Annotated in this window: 21 protein-coding genes; 10 read left to right on the forward strand and 11 right to left on the reverse strand. The window is 67.3% G+C overall.

What is annotated here, in order from left to right; genetic code table 11:
- Positions 1–17 precede the first annotated feature (17 nt).
- From ACTIEY_RS14835 to ACTIEY_RS14855, 5 genes are read right to left on the reverse strand one after another with little or no spacing between them, the layout of a single operon-like run.
- Positions 18–1310, reverse strand: a complete 1293-nt coding sequence (locus ACTIEY_RS14835; protein ID WP_439519901.1) for a TRAP transporter large permease — start codon at positions 1308–1310, stop codon at positions 18–20.
- On the reverse strand, positions 1301–1789 hold the full coding sequence (locus ACTIEY_RS14840) for a TRAP transporter small permease (protein WP_439519902.1): 489 nt from the start codon (positions 1787–1789) through the stop codon (positions 1301–1303). Before ACTIEY_RS14840 ends, ACTIEY_RS14835 begins: the two co-directional genes overlap by 10 nt.
- Positions 1790–1792: 3 nt before the next feature.
- On the reverse strand, positions 1793–2755 hold the full coding sequence (locus tag ACTIEY_RS14845; protein ID WP_439519903.1) for a TRAP transporter substrate-binding protein: 963 nt from the start codon (positions 2753–2755) through the stop codon (positions 1793–1795).
- A 57-nt stretch (positions 2756–2812) separates the two neighbouring features.
- Positions 2813–3715: an SMP-30/gluconolactonase/LRE family protein gene (locus ACTIEY_RS14850; RefSeq protein WP_439519904.1), complete on the reverse strand. Its 903-nt coding sequence runs from the start codon at positions 3713–3715 to the stop codon at positions 2813–2815.
- Positions 3716–3717: 2 nt separating this feature from the next.
- Positions 3718–4527, reverse strand: a complete 810-nt coding sequence (locus ACTIEY_RS14855) for an NAD-dependent epimerase/dehydratase family protein (RefSeq protein WP_439519905.1) — start codon at positions 4525–4527, stop codon at positions 3718–3720.
- A gap of 144 nt (positions 4528–4671) precedes the next feature.
- Between ACTIEY_RS14855 and ACTIEY_RS14860 the strand changes: the two genes are divergently transcribed.
- The 8 genes from ACTIEY_RS14860 (at position 4672) to ACTIEY_RS14895 (ending at position 11811) form a co-directional block, all read left to right on the forward strand.
- Positions 4672–5430 (forward strand): FadR/GntR family transcriptional regulator, encoded by a 759-nt coding sequence (locus ACTIEY_RS14860; protein ID WP_439519906.1) that lies wholly within the window; start codon positions 4672–4674, stop codon positions 5428–5430.
- A gap of 74 nt (positions 5431–5504) precedes the next feature.
- Positions 5505–6092: an NnrU family protein gene (locus ACTIEY_RS14865; RefSeq protein WP_439519907.1), complete on the forward strand. Its 588-nt coding sequence runs from the start codon at positions 5505–5507 to the stop codon at positions 6090–6092.
- Between the two features lie 74 nt (positions 6093–6166).
- Entirely contained in the window at positions 6167–7300 is a 1134-nt protein-coding gene (locus ACTIEY_RS14870) for a PQQ-dependent sugar dehydrogenase (protein WP_439519908.1), read from the forward strand.
- 4 nt (positions 7301–7304) lie between these two features.
- Entirely contained in the window at positions 7305–8579 is a 1275-nt protein-coding gene (egtB, locus tag ACTIEY_RS14875) for an ergothioneine biosynthesis protein EgtB (protein WP_439519909.1), read from the forward strand.
- Positions 8576–9580, forward strand: a complete 1005-nt coding sequence (gene egtD, locus ACTIEY_RS14880) for an L-histidine N(alpha)-methyltransferase (RefSeq protein ID WP_439519910.1) — start codon at positions 8576–8578, stop codon at positions 9578–9580. The genes egtB and egtD overlap by 4 nt, the downstream gene beginning before the upstream one ends.
- 60 nt (positions 9581–9640) lie before the next feature.
- Positions 9641–10717 (forward strand): selenide, water dikinase SelD, encoded by a 1077-nt coding sequence (gene selD / locus ACTIEY_RS14885; RefSeq protein ID WP_439519911.1) that lies wholly within the window; start codon positions 9641–9643, stop codon positions 10715–10717.
- Positions 10718–10732: 15 nt separating this feature from the next.
- Positions 10733–11116, forward strand: coding sequence for a RidA family protein (locus ACTIEY_RS14890; protein ID WP_439519912.1), 384 nt, complete (start codon positions 10733–10735; stop codon positions 11114–11116).
- On the forward strand, positions 11116–11811 hold the full coding sequence (locus tag ACTIEY_RS14895; protein WP_439519913.1) for a haloacid dehalogenase type II: 696 nt from the start codon (positions 11116–11118) through the stop codon (positions 11809–11811). Before ACTIEY_RS14890 ends, ACTIEY_RS14895 begins: the two co-directional genes overlap by 1 nt.
- A gap of 7 nt (positions 11812–11818) precedes the next feature.
- On the opposite strand, the gene ACTIEY_RS14900 is transcribed toward ACTIEY_RS14895, so the two are convergent.
- From ACTIEY_RS14900 to ACTIEY_RS14915, 4 genes are read right to left on the reverse strand one after another with little or no spacing between them, the layout of a single operon-like run.
- On the reverse strand, positions 11819–12646 hold the full coding sequence (locus ACTIEY_RS14900; RefSeq protein ID WP_439519914.1) for a DUF4399 domain-containing protein: 828 nt from the start codon (positions 12644–12646) through the stop codon (positions 11819–11821).
- Positions 12647–12701: 55 nt separating this feature from the next.
- Positions 12702–13850 (reverse strand): FAD-dependent oxidoreductase, encoded by a 1149-nt coding sequence (locus ACTIEY_RS14905; RefSeq protein ID WP_439519915.1) that lies wholly within the window; start codon positions 13848–13850, stop codon positions 12702–12704.
- Between the two features lie 22 nt (positions 13851–13872).
- Positions 13873–14640: a DUF3047 domain-containing protein gene (locus ACTIEY_RS14910; protein ID WP_439519916.1), complete on the reverse strand. Its 768-nt coding sequence runs from the start codon at positions 14638–14640 to the stop codon at positions 13873–13875.
- Entirely contained in the window at positions 14637–16799 is a 2163-nt protein-coding gene (locus ACTIEY_RS14915) for an FAD-dependent oxidoreductase (protein WP_439519917.1), read from the reverse strand. The genes ACTIEY_RS14910 and ACTIEY_RS14915 overlap by 4 nt, the downstream gene beginning before the upstream one ends.
- 90 nt (positions 16800–16889) lie before the next feature.
- Between ACTIEY_RS14915 and ACTIEY_RS14920 the strand changes: the two genes are divergently transcribed.
- Positions 16890–17942: a phosphotransferase gene (locus ACTIEY_RS14920; RefSeq protein ID WP_439519918.1), complete on the forward strand. Its 1053-nt coding sequence runs from the start codon at positions 16890–16892 to the stop codon at positions 17940–17942.
- Positions 17939–19318 carry a TIGR04283 family arsenosugar biosynthesis glycosyltransferase gene (locus ACTIEY_RS14925; protein WP_439519919.1) on the forward strand — a complete coding sequence of 460 codons (1380 nt, stop codon included), beginning with the start codon at positions 17939–17941 and terminating at the stop codon, positions 19316–19318. The genes ACTIEY_RS14920 and ACTIEY_RS14925 overlap by 4 nt, the downstream gene beginning before the upstream one ends.
- Here the strand turns inward: ACTIEY_RS14925 and ACTIEY_RS14930 are convergent.
- Positions 19216–19509: a hypothetical protein gene (locus ACTIEY_RS14930; RefSeq protein WP_439519920.1), complete on the reverse strand. Its 294-nt coding sequence runs from the start codon at positions 19507–19509 to the stop codon at positions 19216–19218. The two genes, ACTIEY_RS14925 and ACTIEY_RS14930, sit on opposite strands and share 103 nt — an antisense overlap.
- Complete coding sequence (locus tag ACTIEY_RS14935; protein ID WP_439519921.1) at positions 19506–20345, reverse strand: undecaprenyl-diphosphate phosphatase; 840 nt, start codon at positions 20343–20345, stop codon at positions 19506–19508. Before ACTIEY_RS14935 ends, ACTIEY_RS14930 begins: the two co-directional genes overlap by 4 nt.
- Positions 20346–20385 lie beyond the last annotated feature (40 nt).

Genomic DNA, 20385 nt, shown 5'->3' on the forward strand with positions numbered 1-20385 from the left:
GGAGATCTCCTTGGGGTTCATTTGAAGAGGCTGGGGAGCCAGAGCGAAAACGCGGGGACGTAGGTCACGAGCATCAGACAGACGCCGAGTGCGCCATAGAACGGCGCGATGGTTCGCATGACCTGGCCCACCGAAATGCCACCGATGGCGCAGCCCACGAATTGCACAGACCCGACCGGTGGCGTGTTCAGGCCCAGGGCGCAATTGATCAGCATGACGATGCCGAACTGGATCGGATCCATGCCGAACTGCATCGCGATGGGCAGGAAGATGGGCGTGCAGATCAGGATGGTGGCGGCCATGTCGAGGAAGGTGCCCAGCACGAACAGCAACAGGTTGATCATGAGGAAGATCACCCACGGCTTGTCCGACACCGACTTCATGAGTTCACCGGTCACCTGGGGCACTTCATAGAGCGCCATGAAGTAACCGAACGCAGCCGAAATGCCGATCAGCAGCAGCACCACGCCCGTGGTCTTGCAGGCCTTGGCGCAGGCCTTGAGGAAGTTGTGCCAGGTCAGCGAGCGGTACACCAGCGTGGTGATCAGCAATGCCCAGGCCACGGCGATGGAAGCGGATTCGGTGGCGGTGAATGCGCCAGAGAGGATGCCGGCCAGGATGATCACGACCACCAGCAACCCAGGCAGCGAAGCCAGGAACGCGGCCAGCACGATGTTCCAGCCCACGAAGCCGCCCGCACGCACCGGATAGCCTCGCCGGATGGCGACCCAGTAGGCCGCTGCCAGGTTGCAGACCGTGAGCAGCACCGCGGGCAGGAGGCCCGCCAGCATCAGGCTGAGGACGCTCACCGAGGCGATGCCGGATGTCGCCAGCGTGAAAATGATGAGGTTGTGCGAGGTCGGCATGATGGCGCCGACCAGTGCCGCGTGGGTGGTGACGTTGACGGCGTAGTCCGCGTCGTACCCTTCCTTCTTCATCAGCGGGATCATCACCGAGCCGATGGCCGACACATCGGCCAGCGGCGAGCCGGCGACCCCGCCGAAGATGGTGCAGCCCAGCACGTTGCTCATGCCCAGTCCGCCGCGCACGTGGCCCACCAGGCTGTTGGCAAAACGCACGATGCGGTCGGCGATGCCGCCGTACAGCATGAGCTCCCCGGCAAACACGAAGAACGGGATGGCCAGAAAACTGAACACCTGCATGCCGCCCACCATCTTCTGGAACACCAGCGCCACGGGCAGGCCCGCAGCGATGATGGTGACGATGGAGGACAGACCGATGGCAAACGCCACCGGGACGCCGATCAGCAGCAACAGGGTGAAGCTGACGGCGAGGATGGTCAATTCCATGAGGGCTCCACCGTGTCGCCGCGCAGCAAGGCCAGGAAGTGCTCCACCGAGAACATGACGATGAGCACGCCGGCGATCATCAGGGGAATGAAATCCATGGCTTCACTCACACCCAGGAGCGGCTTCACTTGCGACCATTTGGCCTGGGCCCAGATCCAGCCCCCATAGACCATGATCGCGCCGAACGTGCCCACCAGCACATGGATGAGCAACTCCACCCGTTGTCGCCATCGGTCCGGCAGCAGTGCCACCATGGACTCCAGACCGATGTGCCCGGCGTCGCGCACGCCCACCGCCACGCCCAGCGCCGTCACGTAGAGCACCAGCAGCAGGGCCAGGGCTTCGGCCCAGGTGGGGGTGTCGTTCATGACGTAGCGGCCGATGACCTGGTATTGCACGCAGAGCACGAGCGCGATCAGTCCGATCACCGCCAGCATCAGACTGAGCCGGGACAGGCCGGCGCAGAGCCTGGTGTACATGGGTTACTTGGAGTCCTGGATCGACTTGACCAGGCGTTTGAGATCCGGCGTGGTCATGAACTTGTCGTACACCGGGCCCATGACGGCCTGGAAGGACTTCTTGTCCACTTCGGCGATTTCCGCGCCACCGGCCTTCACCGCGGCCAGCGATTTCGCTTCCTGCTCGTCCCATTTCTTGCGCTGGAATGCGACGGACTCCTTGGCCGCGGCGCGCACCATGTCCTGCTCCGCCTTTGGCAGCTTGTCCCAAACGACCTTGGACATCAGCAGCATCTCGGGCGCCATGGAGTGTTCCGTGCGTGAGTAGTACTTGGCCGACTCGTAGTGTTTGGTCGATTCGAACGAGGGAATGTTGTTTTCTGCCGCGTCGATCAGGCCGGTCTTGAGGCCGGTGTACACCTCGCCGAACGGCATGGGGGTGGCGTTGCCGCCCATCGCACCGATCAGCGCCACCCACAGCTCGGACTGCTGCACGCGAACTTTCTGCCCCTTCACATCGGCCACGGTCTTGATCGGTTTCTTGGCATACAGCGAGCGCGCGCCGCTGTCATAGAACGCCAGGCCGATGAAGCCCTGGTCCTCGCAGGACTTCAGGATCTCCTCGCCGATCGGGCCATCCAGCGACTTGCGCATGTGTTCGACCGAACCGAACAGAAACGGCATGGTGGGCACTTGTGTCTTCTGGCAGATGGCGTTCATCGGGCTGATGTTCACCCGCGTCATTTCCAGCGCGCCGATCTTGACCTGGTCGATGGTTTCCTTCTCGGTGCCCAGCGCACCTTTGTTGAAGACTTTGATCTTGTGCTTGCCACCGCTTTTTTTCTCGAGCAGTTCGCTCATGTACTTGACGGCGGCGACGGTGGGGTAGTCGTCGGCGTTGTGGATATCGGCCGAGCGGAACTCGGCCGCTTGGGCACTGATGGCCGCGCAGGCGGCCAGGGCGATCAGGGCAGGTTGGAGCTTCATGTCTTCCTCGGGGTTGCGTTGGTGGATGGAGCGTGAAATAGGGCCTGGGGCCTCTTGTCAGAATTCGCAGGGGGTTTCGGCGATCCCGCGCGTGCCGGGGCGCAAAGCAAACAAGCCGCCCGCCAGCGGCTGATCGGCGAGGTCGCCGCCAGGCCGGATGGAGGTGACGAACAGGGTGTCCATGCCCGGGCCGCCGAACGCGCACATGGCCGGTTTCTTCACCGGCACCGCCAGCGAACGGTCCAGTCGGCCATCGGGGGTGAAGCGGTGCACCAGGCCGGCGTCGTTGGCGCAGATCCAGTAGCCACCGTCCTCGTCCATGGCCGCGCCATCGGGGCGGCCGGGCAGGGGGTTCATGTCGATGAACACGCGCCGGTGGTGCGGCATGCCGGTGTCGGTGTCGTAGTCGAAGGCCCAGACGGTCTGCACGCTGGGGTGCGAATCCGAGAGGTACATGGTTCGACCGTCCGGGCTGAAGGCCATGCCGTTGGGTGTGATCAGGCCGCCGAGCAGGCTGTGCAGTTCATCGCCGTCCCAGGCATAGACGGTGCCTGCGGCAGCGGCCAGCGACATGTCCGACACCATGGTGCCGGCACGAAGGCGTCCCTGGCGGTCGCAGCGCCCGTCGTTGAAGCGCATGCCGGTCTGCGGATGCCGCACGCGGGCGCGGTGTTCCACTTCGACGGTCCCGTCTTCCAGCGGCGTGAGCACGGCCAAGCCGGTTTCCATGGCGGCCACCCAGCGGCCATGAGGCTCCACCTCTGAGCCCTGCACGAGCGCGATGCAGCCGGTCATCTCGGGCGTGGGCCACTGGCGCGACTGTCCCGTGCCGGCGTCCCAGCACCAGAGCGCGCGACCGGGAATGTCCACCCAGAAAAGGCACTGCCGCTGCGCGTCCCACACCGGGCTTTCGCCCACGCCGTTGCGCGCATCGACCAGCAGTTCGGCGGTCGTGCTCATGATCAGAACGGACCGGCCTTGACGAAGGCGCCGCCCTGGAAGATGGCGGCCGGGTCGCTCAGGTCTGGCGCGCTGGTGCGGGCAAACACGGCATCGCGGAACACATCCGAACTGTCACGCGGCACGAAGCCGATGTGTTTCGCGCGGCTGTTGTCCCACCAGGTCACCGCGTTGTTGGACATGCCGAAGACGATGCTGTGGCCCAGCACCGGCGTGCTCAGGCAGGCCCCGATCAGCCGGTGAAGATCGTCAAAGCTCAACCAGGTGGCCAGCATGCGGCGGTCCTTGGGTTCGGGAAACGACGAGCCGATGCGCACGCACGCGGTCTCGATGCCGTGGCGGTCGAAATACAGGCGGGCCAGGTCTTCGCCGAAGGCCTTGCTCAGGCCATAGAAGCCATCGGGCCGGGCCGGGTGGTCCGCGTGAATGGTCTCGCTCTGCTTGTAGAAACCGGTCACGTGGTTGGAACTGGCGAACACGATGCGCTTCACCCCGTGCCGCCGCGCCGCCTCGTAGAGGTGGTATGCGCCCAGGATGTTGGCCTGCAGGATGGCGGCGAAGGGCGCTTCGACCGAGATGCCGCCCATGTGCACGATGGCGTCCACGCCCCGCACCATCGCTTCCACTTCGTCTGCGTTCGACAGGTCGGCCTGCACGATCTCTTCGCCCGGCTGGGCAGCGCCCAGGTCGGCCTTGTCCGAGAGCCGCAACACAGCGCAGTTGCCCTTGAGCCGATCGCGCAGGGCCGTGCCCAGGCCGCCGGCGGCGCCGGTGAGCAACAGGCGGTGATGGGTCTTGAGCGTGGATTCCATGCGGTGATCGGGTGGGTGGTCAAAGGGCTTGGACTTTTGGCAACGGGTTTGTTACAGTCCGCCCCATCTCGTTGTCTGTTGTCGGTTGTCAGACAACTTGGGCGGATTGTGTGAACGCGAGAATGGGGTGTCAAGGAAAAAACCATGCTCTCAGTGAAAACCCTAGATGCGGACGCCGTGCCGGCTTCGCGACCGCGCCGCCCTCGCGGGCTGGTGCCCGAAATCGTGGAGACCCTTTCCGCCGACGTGCGCGAAGGCCGCCTGCAGACCGGCGACAAGCTGCCCACCGAATCCGAGCTGATGGGCCGTTTCGAAGTGAGCCGCACCGTCATTCGAGAGGCCATCTCGCGCTTGCAGGCCTCGGGCCTGGTGGAGACCAAGCACGGCATCGGCACCTTCGTGATGTCGCCGCCGGAGCAGAGCAACTTCCGCGTCGCGCCAGAAGACTTCGCCACCGTGGCCGACGTGATCTCGCTGCTCGAGTTGCGCATCAGCCTGGAGAGCGAGGCCGCCAGCCTGGCCGCGCAGCGCCGGGATGACAGCCACTTGCAGAACATGGCGGCCGCGCTCGCGGCCTTCGAGGCGTCGATTGACGAGTCGTCGGATGCCGTGCCGTCGGATTTTCAGTTCCACATGGAAGTGGCGCGCGCCACCGGCAACCGCCATTTCGCGGACCTCATGACCTACCTGGGCACCATGATCATTCCGCGCACGCGGCTCAACACCGCCAGCAGCGCACCCGAAGGCCGGCTGGCCTACCTCAAGCGCGTGCACGGCGAGCACCAGAACATCTACCAGGCGATCCGACAGCACGACGCCGAGGCCGCGCGCAAGGCCATGCGGCTGCACCTGTCGAACAGCCGCGAACGCCTGCGCCGCGCAAAGCCCGAAACGCCCGTCTGAGGGCTTGACCTTCACCTCGCGGAGCTGCGCCATCGGCGCTACAGTGCCCCTTCCGTTGACTAGAGGGGAAGTTCATGGCGTGGCTCATCGTGGGTCTGGTGCTGTTCCTGGGTGTGCACTCCGTGTCCATCGTCTCGCCCCATGGCCGCCATGCGCTGGCGGGGCGCATGGGTGAGGGGGGCTTCAAGGGTCTGTACTCGCTGGTGTCCTTCGTGGCGCTCGCACTCATCGTCTGGGGATACGGACTGGCGCGGCAAGCGCCCGTGGTGGTCTACACACCGCCCACCGGTCTGCGCCACGCCGCGCTGCTGCTGATGCTCCCGGTGTTCGTGCTGTTGCTGGCGGCGTACCTGCCCGGGCGCATCCAGCGCGCGGCGAAGCACCCGATGCTGCTGTCGGTGAAGCTCTGGGCCACGGCGCACCTCCTGGCCAACGGCACGCTGGCCGACGTGCTGCTCTTCGGCGGTTTCCTGGCCTGGGCGGTGATCGACCGCATCTCGGTCAAGCGCCGGGCGGCGGCCGGCCTCACTCGCTCCGTGCCCGCGCTGCCTGGCAGTGCGGCCAACGACGCCATCGCCATCGTGCTGGGCCTGGGCATCTATGGGGTGTTCGTGTTCTGGGCGCACGCGTGGCTGTTCGGCGTCAGTCCGATGGGGCGCTGACGGGAACCCTGCGCATGGTGGGTGCACCAACCCGGTTGCAAGCCCCCCTTTTTCCGCAATTCCTTCCCTCCACCATGACCCTATCTTTCAATCCACCCCTTTTTCACGCCCTGGTTCTGGCAGGCACGCTGGTTGCCCCGTTGGCACATGCTCAATCGTCCTCTGTCTCCGCCGAAGTCGTTGCACGCGGATTGCAGAACCCGTGGGGTCTGGCCTTCATCGGGGACGGGCGCATGCTGGTGACCGAGCGCCCGGGGCGCATGCGGGTCGTCGAGGCCGATGGTCGGGTGGGCGATGCGCTCAAGGGTGTGCCGCGCGTCGATGCGGTGGGGCAGGGCGGCCTGCTTGATGTCGTCGCGGACCGCGACTTCGCCCGCAATCGCACGATCCACTTCTGTTACGCCGAACCTGCGACCAGCGGATCGGGCAACTCCACGGCCATGGCATCGGCGCGGCTCTCGGCCGATGCCACCGCGCTGGAAGATGTGAAGGTGATCTTCAGCCAGAAGCCCAAGGTGAGCAGCCGGCTGCATTTTGGTTGCCGTATCGCGCAGGCCAGCGACGGCCACCTGTTTCTTGGCCTGGGCGATCGTTTCCAGCGCATGGCCGATGCGCAGACCCTGGACAACCACCACGGCAAGGTGGTGCGCGTGCGGCCCGATGGCAGCGCGCCCGCCGACAACCCCTACGCCAGGCAGTCGGGTGCGCTGCCCGAGATCTGGAGCATCGGCCACCGCAACGTGCAGGCCGCTGCGATGGGTGCCGACGGGCGTCTGTGGACCATCGAGCACGGTCCACAGGGCGGCGACGAAATCAACATCACGCAAGCGGGCAAGAACCACGGCTGGCCGGTGATCACCTACGGCGAGAACTACGGCGGTGGCCAGATCGGCGAAGGCATCACCAGCAAGGCCGGCCTCGAACAACCCCTGCATTACTGGAAGCCGTCCATTGCGCCTTCGGGCATGGCGTTCGTGAGAAGCGAGCGGTACGGCAAGGCTTGGCAGGGCAACCTGCTGGTGGGTTCGCTCAAGTTCCGTTACGTCGCGCGCATCGTGCTCGATGGCGATCGCGTGGCGCGTGAAGAAAAGATCCTCCCCGACCTGGGCCAGCGCGTGCGCGATGTGCGCGAGGGTCCGGACGGATTCATCTACCTGCTGACCGACGATCGCGACGGCCAGTTGCTTCGACTTCGACCTGGAAACTGACGTCATGCAAATCCAACCCTCACCTTTAGCCGCGCGGCATCCGTTGGCCTCGTACTACGCCGAGGTGAGGGCGCGCAGCCGCGCACTGGCAGCGCCCTTGTCGGCAGAAGACTGCCAGGCGCAGTCCATGCCCGACGCGAGCCCGGTGAAGTGGCACCTCGCCCACGTGACGTGGTTCTTCGAGACGTTCGTGCTGGAGGTCTTCGAGCCCCGGTTCAAACCTTTCAATCCCGCCTTTCGCGTGCTGTTCAATAGCTACTACCAGGGCGTGGGCGAGCAGTTCTCCAGACCGCAGCGTGGCCTGATCACGCGGCCCGACCTGGCCGAGGTGTGGCGCTGGCGCGAGGACGTGGATGAACGCATCACGCGCTTGATCGCCGACGGTGCGCCAGAGCAGGCGTTGCGCCTGATCGCGCTGGGCCTGCAGCATGAGCAGCAGCACCAGGAACTGCTGCTCACCGACGTCAAGCACCTGCTGTCCATCAACCCGTTGCGGCCGGCCTACCACCGGCCATGGCCGCTCACGCCGGTGTCGAACATTGCCCCGGCCTGGGTCGAGTTCGAAGGTGGTCTGGTGGAGGTGGGTCAAGATGGCCCTGGTTTCTGTTTCGACAACGAGACGCCGCGCCATCGTCAGTGGCTGGAGCCACACGCCTTGATGAACCGACCCGTGACGCACGGCGAATGGCTCGCTTTCGTCCGGGACGGCGGCTATCAGGAACCGCGCTGGTGGCTGGCCGCCGGCTGGGACTGGGTGCGTGCCCAGGGCATTCGCGCACCGATGTACTGGACCTTGCCCCTGGAGGTGAATGCCCTGCCCACGGTGTTCACGTTGCACGGCGAGATGCCGCTCGATCCGAACACGCCTGTCACGCACATCAGCTATTTCGAAGCGGATGCGTTCGCGCGCTGGTCGGGGGCCCGCCTGCCCACCGAAGCCGAGTGGGAGTCGGCTGCTGCGCCGCTGCCGGTGCAGGGCAACCTGCAGGACGGCAACGCGCTGCACCCCCTGCCGGCGCGCCAGGCCGGCAGCGGCCTCGTGCAGATGTTTGGGGACGTCTGGGAGTGGACCTCCAGCAGTTACGCGCCCTACCCGGGTTACCAGCCCGCGGAGGGCGCCGTGGGCGAATACAACGGCAAGTTCATGGTGAACCAGTACGTGCTGCGCGGCGGTTCGTGCGCCACGCCTGCCACCCACATCCGCGCGAGCTATCGCAACTTTTTCCCCACCGACGCGCGCTGGCAGTTCAGCGGGCTCCGACTGGCTCGAAGCCTGTGAAACACCAAACCATCCCCACCCCGCAGTTCGTTCAGTTCGAATTGCCTGCCGCCACCGTCGTTCGCGCCGAACTGCTCGCCAGCCTGAACGAAACGCCACCGCGCGTGGCGCCGAAGTTCCTGTACGACGCGCTCGGCTCGCGGCTGTTCGATGCCATCACCGAGCTGCCCGAGTACTACCCCACGCGAACCGAGGCCGCCATCTTTGCGCGCCACGGCGCCGACATGGCGCGCCATGTGCCCGAAGCGGCCGTGATGATCGATCTGGGAGCGGGCAGTTGCGAGAAGGCCACGCGCCTGTTCCCGGTGCTGCAGCCCTGCGCGTATGTGCCGGTGGACATCTCGGTGGACTACCTGCGAGACACGCTCGCCGCGTTGCAGGAGCGCCATCCGGACCTGCCCATGCTCGGCATGGGGATGGACTTCTCCCAGCGCTTCACGCTCGGCGCCACCGCCCACCAGTGGCTTGCCGACCGTGCGCTGGGTGAGCATCCGCGCTGCGTGTTCTACCCCGGCTCCAGCATTGGCAACTTTGTCCCGGATGAGGCGCTGGCCCTGCTGTGCCAGGCCCACGAGGTGTGCGCCCGGGGCGGTCCCGGCAGCGGCTTGTTGATCGGTGTGGACCGCGTCAAGCCGCGCGAGGTGCTCGAGCCGGCCTACGACGATGCGCTGGGCGTCACGGCCGCGTTCAACCGCAACCTGTTGCTGCACGTGAACCGCCTGCTGGGCGCCGACTTCGCCCCTGCCGCATGGCACCACGTGGGTCTGTTCAACGCGGAGCTCTCCCGCATCGAGATGCACCTGGAGGCGCGTGAAGCGCAAACGGTGTGCTGGCCGGGCGGCGAGCGGCACTTCGCCCAGGGGGACCGCCTGCACACCGAGAACTCCTACAAGTGGGACCCGGCCGATTTCCAGGCTTTGTTGCAGGAGGCCGGCTTCGGCCCGGCGCGCCACTGGAGCGACGAGCGCGGCTGGTTCAGCGTGTTCTGGGCGCCGGCCTGAGGCCTGTCGCACAATGGGCGTCCGGCGCGCCCCTGTGCGCCCTGCCACCCACGCCCGACCATGAACGCTCCCCTCCCTGAATCCGCCCGCAAGGAACCCCGCCTCACCAGCCTTTCGCATGGCGGTGGCTGTGGTTGCAAGATCGCACCTGGCTTGCTGGGTGAAATCCTCAAGGGCACCAGTGCCATGCCCGTGCCGCCCGAGCTGCTCGTGGGCATCGAGACCGCCGACGACGCCGCCGTGTACCGGCTCAACGACCAGCAGGCGCTGATTGCCACCACCGATTTCTTCATGCCCATCGTCGACGACCCGTTCGACTTCGGCCGCATTGCCGCCACCAACGCCATCAGCGACGTGTATGCCATGGGCGGCACGCCGATCATGGCGCTGGCGATCGTGGGCATGCCCATCAACGTGCTCTCGACCGAGACCATCGGCCAGATCCTCGCGGGTGGCCAGAGCGTGTGCCGCGCAGCCGGCATTCCCATCGCGGGTGGCCACACCATCGATTCCGTGGAGCCCATCTACGGCCTGGTGGCGCTCGGGCTGGTACACCCCGCGCGCGTCAAGCGCAACGCCGAGGCGAAGGTCGGCGACCGCCTGATCCTGGGCAAGCCCCTGGGCGTGGGCGTGCTTTCGGCGGCGTTGAAGAAGGACGCGTTGCCGGCCGACGGCTACGCCCGGATGATCGCGAACACCACGCAACTCAACACGCCTGGCCCCGATCTGGCCGCTCTGCACGGCGTGCACGCGCTCACGGACGTCACCGGCTTCGGCCTGGCGGGCCATGCGCTGGAGATGGCGCGCGGTTCGAACACCACGGTGCACCTCGACATGACCCGAGTGCCGTTGATCGAGGGTGTTCGCAGCCTGGCCGGCGCTGGCATGGTGACCGGTGCTTCCGGCCGCAACTGGGCCGCCTACGGGCACGAGGTCCGCCTGGGCGAAGGCCTGCAGCCTGTCGATCAGGCGCTGCTGTCCGACCCGCAGACCAGTGGTGGCCTGCTGGTGGCTTGCGCGCCCGATGCGGTGGCCGAGGTGCTGGCCGTGTTCGAGCGCCATGGCTTCGCCATGGCCGCCGAAGTGGGGCAGGTGGAGGCAGCGCGCGCCGATGGCGTTCGCCTGCAGGTGAACTGAACAGGGGACGAACGCATGGAACGACAACGCATCAGCTCGGGCTCCACCTTCGAGGAGCAGATCGGCTATTCACGCGCCGTGGTCGCTGGCGACTTCGTGTTCGTGGCCGGCACCACGGGCTACGACTACACCCGCATGACCATCTCGGACGACATCGTCCAGCAGACCGAGCAATGCTTCCAGAACATCCAGTCGGCGCTGCAGCAGGCCGGCGCCAGCCTGGACGACGTGGTGCGCGTGAACTACGTGCTGCCCGATGCCTCGCTGTTCGAGGCCTGCTGGCCCGTGCTGCGCAAGCATTTGGGCCGTGCCCGGCCCGCCGCCATGGTGATCACGGCGGGACTTCTCGATGAGCGCATGAAGATCGAGATTGAAGTGACGGCGATCAAGTCGCATTGATGGCCTACACCCCGATCCTCGCCTTCGACATCTTCGGCACGGTCGTCGACTGGCACGGCAGCATTTCGCGCGAGGTGCAGGCGCTGTACCCGCAGGTGGATGCCGATGCCTTCGCCATCGCCTGGCGCGAGGGTTACCAGCCGGCCATGCAGCGCGTGCGCTCGGGCGAACTGGGCTGGACGCGCATCGACGATCTGCACCGCCTGATCCTGGACGAGCTCCTGCCGCGGTTTGGCCTGTCGCACCTGGGCGAGGCCGAACGCGATCACCTCAACCACGTGTGGCACCGGCTCGACCCCTGGCCCGACGCCGTTCGCGGCCTCATGCGGTTGAAGGCGCGGCACACGATCTGTACCTTGTCCAACGGCAACCTGGGTTTGCTCACCCACATGGCCAAGCGCGCCGGACTGCCCTGGGACTGCATTCTTTCGGCCGAGGTCTTCCGCGCCTACAAGCCCGACCCGCGTACCTACCTGGGCGTGGCCGACGTGTTTCGCGTGCCGCCCACGCAGGTGATGCTGGTGGCCGCGCACCAGGACGATCTGGCCGCGGCGCGCGGCTGTGGCCTGGCCACTGCCTATGTGGAGCGTCCGCTGGAATTCGGCGCCGCGCGCCCCAAGGATGTGTCGCCCGATGCAGCGAACACCATCCACGCCAGGGACTTCCTCGACCTGGCCGACCAGCTCGGTTGCTGAAGTCGCGTCACTCGACGCGCACGCTGGCCACCGACGGCGCGGTCAGGCGTCGGGCGGGGTCGACGTTGTCCACCATTTCCAGTCGCAGGTTGTAGCTGCCTGCCGGCGGCGCCAGCCAGACCTCGGTCTGGCCATCGGCAAAATCGATCACGGTGGGCGCAGCGGAGCCGGTGGCGGGCGTGGCGGTCAGGCGGAAATGCCCCGTGTCCGGTATTTTCTGGGCCTGGTGGGCGACGTTGAGTGCGGAGGCATGGAACTGCACCCTGAACGGCGCCTTCAACACCGGACCGTCGAGCACCATGCTCACGCCCTTGACGGACAGCGTGGCGGGATCCACCGCGTTCTTTTTCGTGACCGTGATCCTGGCGGGCTTGCTGTAGACGAAGTGCGGCAGGTGCTTCTGGTCGGCCAGCAGCATGCGCAGGGTATAGGTGCCGGGTTCGAGCGTGAGCACGGTCTCCATCTGCCCCTTGCCGAAGTGGATGTACTGGTCGTTGAACGGCAGTGCTTCCTTGAAGTTCAGGGGCAGGTCGCGGTTGACCAGCAGGTGGTGGTGGCCGCTGCGCGCGCGGCCTGCCTGCGCGATCGGCGCCAGGCCCCATCCGCCGGAGAGTCCGAACTTGAGCAGGTAGGGCGTCTCGATGCGATCGCCGTCCTTGAGGTTGGTGAAATAGGCCTCGGCCGTGAGACGTGGGGGCGGCGCCTGCCACGGGTGGAGCTTGTCGGTGGCGGCGGGTGCCGGGGCCTGCGCCCCACTGCCCTGGGCCAGAACGGTGAGCAGAAGCAGGGCAGACAGACGCAGTGGGGCGAAGCGATGGGCAGGTGAGGCTGGCATGGTGTGACGGCAGAATGGCTGGGACCAGTCTACCCAGAGCGCACCCCCGGCGCGGTTACCGCCGGTAGCGCGCCATGAACCCTTGGTCGATCCGGTTCTTCCACCACCAGGCCCACGCGCCCTCGAGGTGCAGGGGGCCGTAGCTCGCAATGGCATGCCCCGTGCCGCACGAGAGCAGGTTGAGCGAATGCCGGGGGGGCTGATGGGCCTTGAGGGCTTGCCCTTCGTGCGCGGCGAGCAGGTTGTGGGCCAGGGGCGGGCCTGCGCGCACCGCGTAGACACCGCTGCGCGGATGCGTCTGGTCGATGCGGTTCGCCACGTCGCCCGCGGCGAAGACATTGGCGTGGCTGGTGCTTTGCTGGAATTCATTCACCTGCACGTGGCCTGCTTCGGAGAGGGCGAGCCCGCTGCCCCCCAACCAGGCTGGCGCATGCGTACCGATGGCCAGCAGCGGCACATCGCAAGCCAGACGAGCGCCGTTGCCCAGGTGCAGTTCGCCTTCGCCGACCCCGGTGCAGGCCTCGCGCAGCACGGTGATGCCGCGCCGCTTGAGCTGGCGCAACACGCGCCCTTGCACGCCGGGCGCATAGCCTGTGGCCACTTCGGGACCGCCGGTGATCAGTGTGAAACGCGCGCCAGCGTGGCCCTGCAGCCTGATCGCCTGCTCGGCGGCGAACACCAGTTCGATGCCACCGGCGCCCGCGCCCACCACGGCCAGCGACACCGCCCGGGTCTGCGCCAGTTCCATCACCTGCGGCCAGAAGGTGGTGAAGGCTTCGATCGGCCGGATCGGCAGCGCGTGCGTGGCGGCACCCGGCATCTCGGCCTCCAGCCGCGCGCGGTCCAGCACGGCGCCGGTGTCGATGGAGAGCAGGTCGTAGGCCAGCGTGGCGGGCGCACCCTGCGTGCCGGTGGCCGTCTGCACCCCCACCAGGCGCTGTCCGGCATCGATGCCGTTGCAACGTCCCTGCACCCAGCGCGCCCCGGCCGCCCGCATGAGCGGCTCCAGCGCGATGCGGCAATCGTCCTCGGTGTAGTGGCCGGCGACGAAGCCGGGCGTCATGCCGCTGTAGGTCTGGTGCGGGTAGGGCGTGAGCACGGTCACATCCAGGTTGCCCGGGCGTCCTTGCGCGAGGCGGGCCAGCACTTCCACGTGCGCGTGGCCCGCGCCGAGCAGCAGGAGTTTCTTGATGCCGTGGTGCATGCGCCCGATGGTACGGCCTGGCTCAGCGCGAGTCCGCTGCCCACCGCACATCGGCCACCCAGCCGCGGCTGGTGCTGGCGGTGTTGTCGCTGTCTGCGCCAATGAGCACGCGCGTCACGGCGGGCGCGGCATCGCGTGGCGTGGCCGGACCCTGGGGAAGCTCGTCGGCGAAAAGGTCGATGAAGTCCTGGGCCACGTCGCGCGACTCCGGTACCCAGCGCGCCAGCGGTGCACCGCGACCCTGCAGGCTGATGAAGCGCACACGCCGCGTATACGGGTTGGCGCCCTGCGTGAGCGCGGGGTGGGTGCTGTCCCACACGTAGCACACCGTGGCTGCAGGCAGGCTCTCGCCGCTCGCGCTGCGCGCCAGCCGCAGCACCGTGCGCTCCACGAAAGGCACACGGTCCAGCGCGTGGTCGAACATCACGCACACCTTCAGCGCGGCGTCGTCGCCGGCCTTGGTGAGGATGTCGGCGTTCGCCTTGCCGCCGGAGAGCGGCTGGTCCAGCCGCCAGCGCCACTGCAGACGCGCAGGCGCGAGGCCCCGGGTGTCCTGCACGAGCGTGCCGTAGGAGGACGCGGTGAGCACCTGCACGCCGGCCACGCCGTCCGCGCTGCCCGCTTCAAACCGGGTGGGTGGCAGTTCGGTGTGTTGCCTGGGAAAGCCCACGAACCGCCAGGCCGGGTTGATCGCGCCATCGGGCTGGACCAGAGGCGGCAGCGGCAGGGCCTGTGCCCACACCTGCATGCAGGCCAGCACCATCCACAGTCCGAACCACGCTTTTGTCATCCGCGCTTCCAGTCGTGGTACTTCTTCACCCAGCCGAGCAGTCGCTCCGGCGCGTGGGCGCGCTTCCATTCGCCCGCCGCGTACTTGTTGGCTTCGGCCAGGGTGGGGTAGGTGTGGATGGTGCCCAGGATCTTGTTGAGCCCCAGGCTGTGCTTCATGGCCAGCACGTACTCGGCCAGCAGGTCGCCAGCGTGCGTGCCGACGATGGTCACCCCCAGGATGGTGTCCTTGTCGGGTGGGGTGAGCACCTTCACGAAACCGTGCGCCTCGCTGTCGGCAATGGCGCGGTCCAGGTCGTCGATGCCGTAGCGCGTCACCTCCACCGCGATGCCTTTTTCCTTGGCTTCCTGCTCGTTCAGTCCCACGCGGGCCACCTCGGGGTCGATGAAGGTGGCCCAGGGAATGACGCGGTAGTCGGCCTTGAATCGGCGGAACTCGCCAAACAGCGCGTTCACCGCCGCGTACCAGGCCTGGTGCGCAGCCACGTGCGTGAACTGGTATGGGCCGGCCACATCGCCCGCGGCGTAGATGTTCGGATAGATCGTCTGCAGGTATTCGTCGGTCTCCACCGTCTTGTTGGTCGGTATGCCGAGTTCTTCCAGGCCATAACCTTCCAGCCGCGCGCTGCGGCCCACGGCGCAGATGAGTTCGTCGTACAGGATGCGCTGCTCCTGCCCTGCGTGCTCCACCACCAGCACCTTCTGGTCGCCCTGGCGCTCGCACCTCAGTGCCTTGTGGCCGGTGCGCACGTCCACGCCATCGGCCGCCAGGGCCTTGCGCGCGAGCTCGCTCACCTCCTCGTCTTCGCGCAGCATGAGCCGTGGCGCCATCTCCACCTGCGTCACCTGCGAGCCCAGCCGGGCGAAAGCCTGCGCCAGTTCGCAACCAATCGGACCGCCGCCCAGCACCACCAGGCGCCGGGGAATCTCGTCGAGTTCGCCGAAGCGCTCCCACATCGTGTCGCTGGTCACATAGCCGCTGTCGTCCAGGCCGGGCAGGGGTGGGACGAACGGTCGCGCGCCTGTGGCCAGCACGATGCTGCGCGCCGTCAGGGTCTGGGTGCCGCCACCGTTCAGCGCGATCTCCACCGTCCAGGGATTGGTGAGCCGGGCGTAGCCCTGCAGCACCTCCACGCCCAGGCCGGTGTAGCGCTCCACGCTGTCGTGCGGTTCGATCGCGCGGATGATGTCCTGGATGCGCTGCATCACGGCCTTGAAACTGAATGCCGGTGTCGTGGCGTGCAGGCCGTAGTTCTCACCGTGGCGCATCTGGTGCGCGAGTTTCGCGCTCTTGATCAGCGCCTTGCTCGGCACACAGCCATAGTTCAGGCAGTCGCCACCCATCTTGTGCGATTCGATCAGCGTGACTTTGGCCTTGACCACGGCGGCGATGTAGGCCGAGACGAGCCCGCCCGCGCCCGCGCCGATCACGATCAGGTTGCGATCGAAGCGCTTGGGGCGCTGGCCCTTCCAGCGCGCGTACACCTGCCGCTTGCGCGCCGCGCCCAAGATCCATCGCGCGATCAGCGGGAACACGCCCAGCAGAACGAACGAACCGAGCAGCGCCGGGCTCAGGATGCCCTGGAGCGAGTCAAGGCGGGCCAGCTGCGTGCCCGCGTTCACATAGACCAGGGTCCCAGCCAGCATGCCCAGCTGGCTGACCCCATAGAAGGTGATGGCCTTCATGCGCGTCAACCCCATCACCAGGTTGATCACGAAGAACGGCACCACGGGGATGAGCCGCAGCGTGAACAGGTAGAACGCACCGTCTTTCTCGATGCCCCGGTTGATCTCTTTCAGGCGATGGCCAAAGCGCGCCTGGATGCCATCGCGAAGCACGAATCGCGACACCAGGAAGGCGAGCGTCGCGCCGATGCTGGAGGCGAACGAGACCAGCACCGTGCCCCAGAACAGGCCGAAGATGGCGCCGCCGGCCAGCGTGATGATGGTGGCGCCCGGCACCGAGAGCGCCGTGGCCGCCACATAGACGGCAAAATACGCCAGCGCCACCTGGACCGGCGAGCGGGCGTGCAGTTCTGCAAAGGTGGCCTGGCTCCGCTTGAGCTGTTCCAGACTCAGGAATCGATCCAGGTCGAACGCAAAAAAGGCCACGATGCCCAACAACACCACCGCCAGCAGCAGGATTCTTCGAAGGTTCACGATGGTTCCAGTGGAGGGGTTGCAGATGGGTCGGTCGACGCTGGCCATTCTTACACCCCCGCGCGACCTTCACGGCAGTGGGCTCTCGGCTTGAATCGCGCCGAAGGCCTCGTCCAGAGCTTGCGCGATGCCCTGCGGGCAGCCCGCCACAGCGCGGCCGACTCCGCGCTGGAGCACCTGCGCGACAAGGGCCTGGCGCATGACCATGTGCGCATCGTGGGCAGCGGTCTGCTCGCGCGCGTGCCCAAGCAGAGCCAGATGGACCTGGGTGCGCACGACAACCTGGCCTACCAGCGCGCCTGCTTCGAACGCGCCGCTGCCAGCGCCCACACGCCGGCCCTTCGTGGCTGGCTCATGCCTTCGTTCCATCTGCCCCGTGGGGCGCTGCTGGTCGATGAAATCAGGGGCCGCCCGGCGCAGCTTCCGACCGATCTCGACGCCATCGCCACCGCGCTCGCCGCGCTGCACGCCTTACCTTTGCCGGGCGAGCCAGCCCCGCTGCGCCATGCGCACGATCCGTTGCGCGACCTCTGCGACGAGATTGCAACCCAGATGGCGCATCTACCCGCCGCCAGCGTGCCAACGAGTGTGGAGGATGGCATCCAGAGCGAGTGGCGCAGCGTGCTTCAGCGGCTGGATTCGCCCGAGCGCCCGCCGCGCTGCCTCGTGGCCTTCGATGCGCATCCCGGCAATTTCATGGTCCAGGCCGACGCTCGCGCCATGCTGGTGGACCTGGAGAAATGCCGCTACGCCTACCCCGGCCTCGACCTTGCCCATGCGACGCTCTACACCTCCACCACCTGGGACCTGGACACCCAGGCGGAACTTGCCGTGGATCAGGTGGCCCGTTTCTACGGCACCTGGGCGCGTGCGGCGGGGCCAGTGGCCAGCGCCGCACTGGCCTGGCACCTGCCTTTGCGCCGCGCCATGTGGCTGTGGTCGGTGAGCTGGTGCGCCAAGTGGCGCGCCAGCTCGGGCGCAGCGCCTCGCCACAGGCCCGACGGCGAAGACTGGTCGAGCGGGCACAGCGAGGCAGCGCTGGTGGCCCACGTGCAGGAACGGGTGGACCACTACCTGAGCCCTGCGGCGGTGTCGCGTGTGCGAGACGAATTCGCCGCGCTCGAACACCTGTGGCGGTCATGAAGCTGTCCATCGTCGTCCCCGTGCTCAACGAGTCCGCCACGCTGGTGGGTCGACTCGCCGCGCTGGCGCCCTTTCGCGCACGCGGCGCCGAACTGGTGGTGGTCGATGGCGGCAGTGAAGACGACACCCTCCCGATGGCCAGAGCCCACGCCGACCGGGTGCTGGTCGCGCCACGCGGCCGCGCCTCGCAACTCAATGCCGGGGCCTGTGCAGCCCAGGGCGAGGTGCTGCTTTTCCTGCATGCCGACACGCAGTTGCCTGACGACGCTGACGCCGTGGTCGCGAGGTGCATCGCAAACCATCACCACTGGGGGCGGTTCGACGTGCGGATCGAGGGCCGCCACCCACTGCTGCCGCTGGTGGCCGCGCTCATGAACCTGCGCTCACGCATCACGGGCATCGCCACCGGCGACCAGGCCATCTTCGTGCGGCGCGACACGTTCGCGTCCGTGGGCGGCTTTGCGCCGCTGCCGCTGATGGAAGACGTCGACATCAGCCGGCGTCTGAGGCACATCGGTGCGCCCGCCTGCCCGAATGAGCGCGTCATCACCTCAGGCCGGCGCTGGGACCAGCACGGCTTCTGGCGCACCGTGACCTTGATGTGGCGCTTGCGTGCGGCTTTCTGGCGTGGTGTGGATGCCCGCAACCTCGCCGTGCGGTACGGCTACCAGCCGCGGCCGGTCGCGGCGGTGGCCGTGCTGGCCAAGGCGCCGGTGCCCGGCCTGGCCAAGACGAGGCTCATCCCGCTGCTCGGCGCGTCCGGCGCGGCGCGCGCGCAGAGGCGGTTTGCGCTGCAGACGCTGGCCACCGTGCGCGCCGCCAGCATCGGCCCGCTCACACTCTGGTGCGCGCCCGATGAAGACCACCGCTTCTTTCGCACACTGCGGCGTCGTCATGGTGTGCGAGTGGTGCCGCAACCCCAGGGCGACCTGGGCCATCGCATGGCCCGTGCCATGCGCGGGCACTTCGAACGTGCAGGTGCCGTGCCCCTGCTCATCGTCGGCACCGACTGCCCGGTGCTCACGGCCGACCACCTGCAACAGGCTGCCGATGCCTTGCAGACGCACGACGCGGTGCTGATCCCGGCCGAAGACGGGGGCTACGTGCTGATCGGTCTGCGCCGACCCTTGCCCGAGGTGTTCCAGCGCGTGGACTGGAGCACAGACCGGGTGCTGGAGCAGACACTTGACCGCCTGCGCGAGGCGGGTGCGAGCTGGCACGCGCTGACGCCGCTGTGGGACGTGGATGAGCCGGGGGACTGGCTGCGCTGGACTCAGACCACCAGCATCCCCGCGAACCACGCCGCCGCGCCCGCCATCGCCCAGGCGGGTTTCGGGCGGGTGAGCCAGAGCGAGCGCACCAGGAACGCGTTGTAGGGCACCGGCGCGAAATGCACGGCAAGCGCCCATGCCACGGGATGCCCCTGCGAGAGCAGGAAGAGCGAGACGAAGCCGGTGAAGAGGTTGATGGCGCTGCCCACGGCCACCATGTCGCGCCAGAACAGGGTGTGCCAGGGCACCTGGCCCTTCCAGCGTGGCGTCCAGTAACCGGAGGCGCCGGGACTCAATGCGCGCTCAGCACGCCCGCGCCCAGCAGCCCGAAGACCAGCAGGCCCAGCGCAATGCGGTAGTACACGAAGGGCATGTAGCTCCGCGTGGACACCAGCTTGAGGAAGACGACGATCACCCCGTAGCCCACGCCAAAGGCGATCACCGTGGCGAGTGCCGTGGGGCCCGGAGCGACCGGACTTCCCACCTGCCAGCTTCGGTACAGCTGGTAGAAACCCGAGCCCATCACCGCAGGAATGGCCAGCAGGAACGAGTAACGCGCAGCGGCTTCGCGGGTGTAGCCCATCATCAGGCCGGCGGTGATGGTGCCGCCCGAGCGCGAGACGCCGGGAATGAGGGCCATGGCCTGCGCCAGTCCGAACAGCACGCCGTGGGTCCAGGTCAGGCGGTCCAGCGTGCGTTCACGCCGGCCGTAGCGGTCGGCGGCGGCCAGGATCAGCGCAAACACGATCAGCATGGTCGCGGTGATGTACAGGTTGCGCAGCGAACCTTCGATGGCGTCCTTGAACAGCAAGCCCAGCACCACGATGGGCACCGAGCCGATGTTGATCAGCCAGCCCATGCGCGCGTCCGGGTCCTGTCGTCTGGCTGGCTGGGTGAGCGATGCCCACCACGCCAGGAAGATGCGCGCGATGTCGTGCCGGAAATACAGCAGCACGGCCGCCTCGGTGCCGATCTGGGTGATGGCGGTGAACGCCGCGCCGGGGTCGCCACCGGAAGGCAGCAGCGGGCCGATGATGCGCAGGTGTGCGCTGGAGGAGACGGGAAGGAATTCGGTGAGTCCCTGGATCAGGCCCAGGAACGCGGCTTCCAGCCAGGCGGTGGCAGGACTCATGGCGGGGTGTGGAGGAGAGAAGGGTGCGGGAAGTATAGGC

The organism is Hydrogenophaga sp., from assembly GCF_051858985.1.
In the GTDB taxonomy this organism is placed as follows: Bacteria; Pseudomonadota; Gammaproteobacteria; order Burkholderiales; family Burkholderiaceae_C; genus Hydrogenophaga.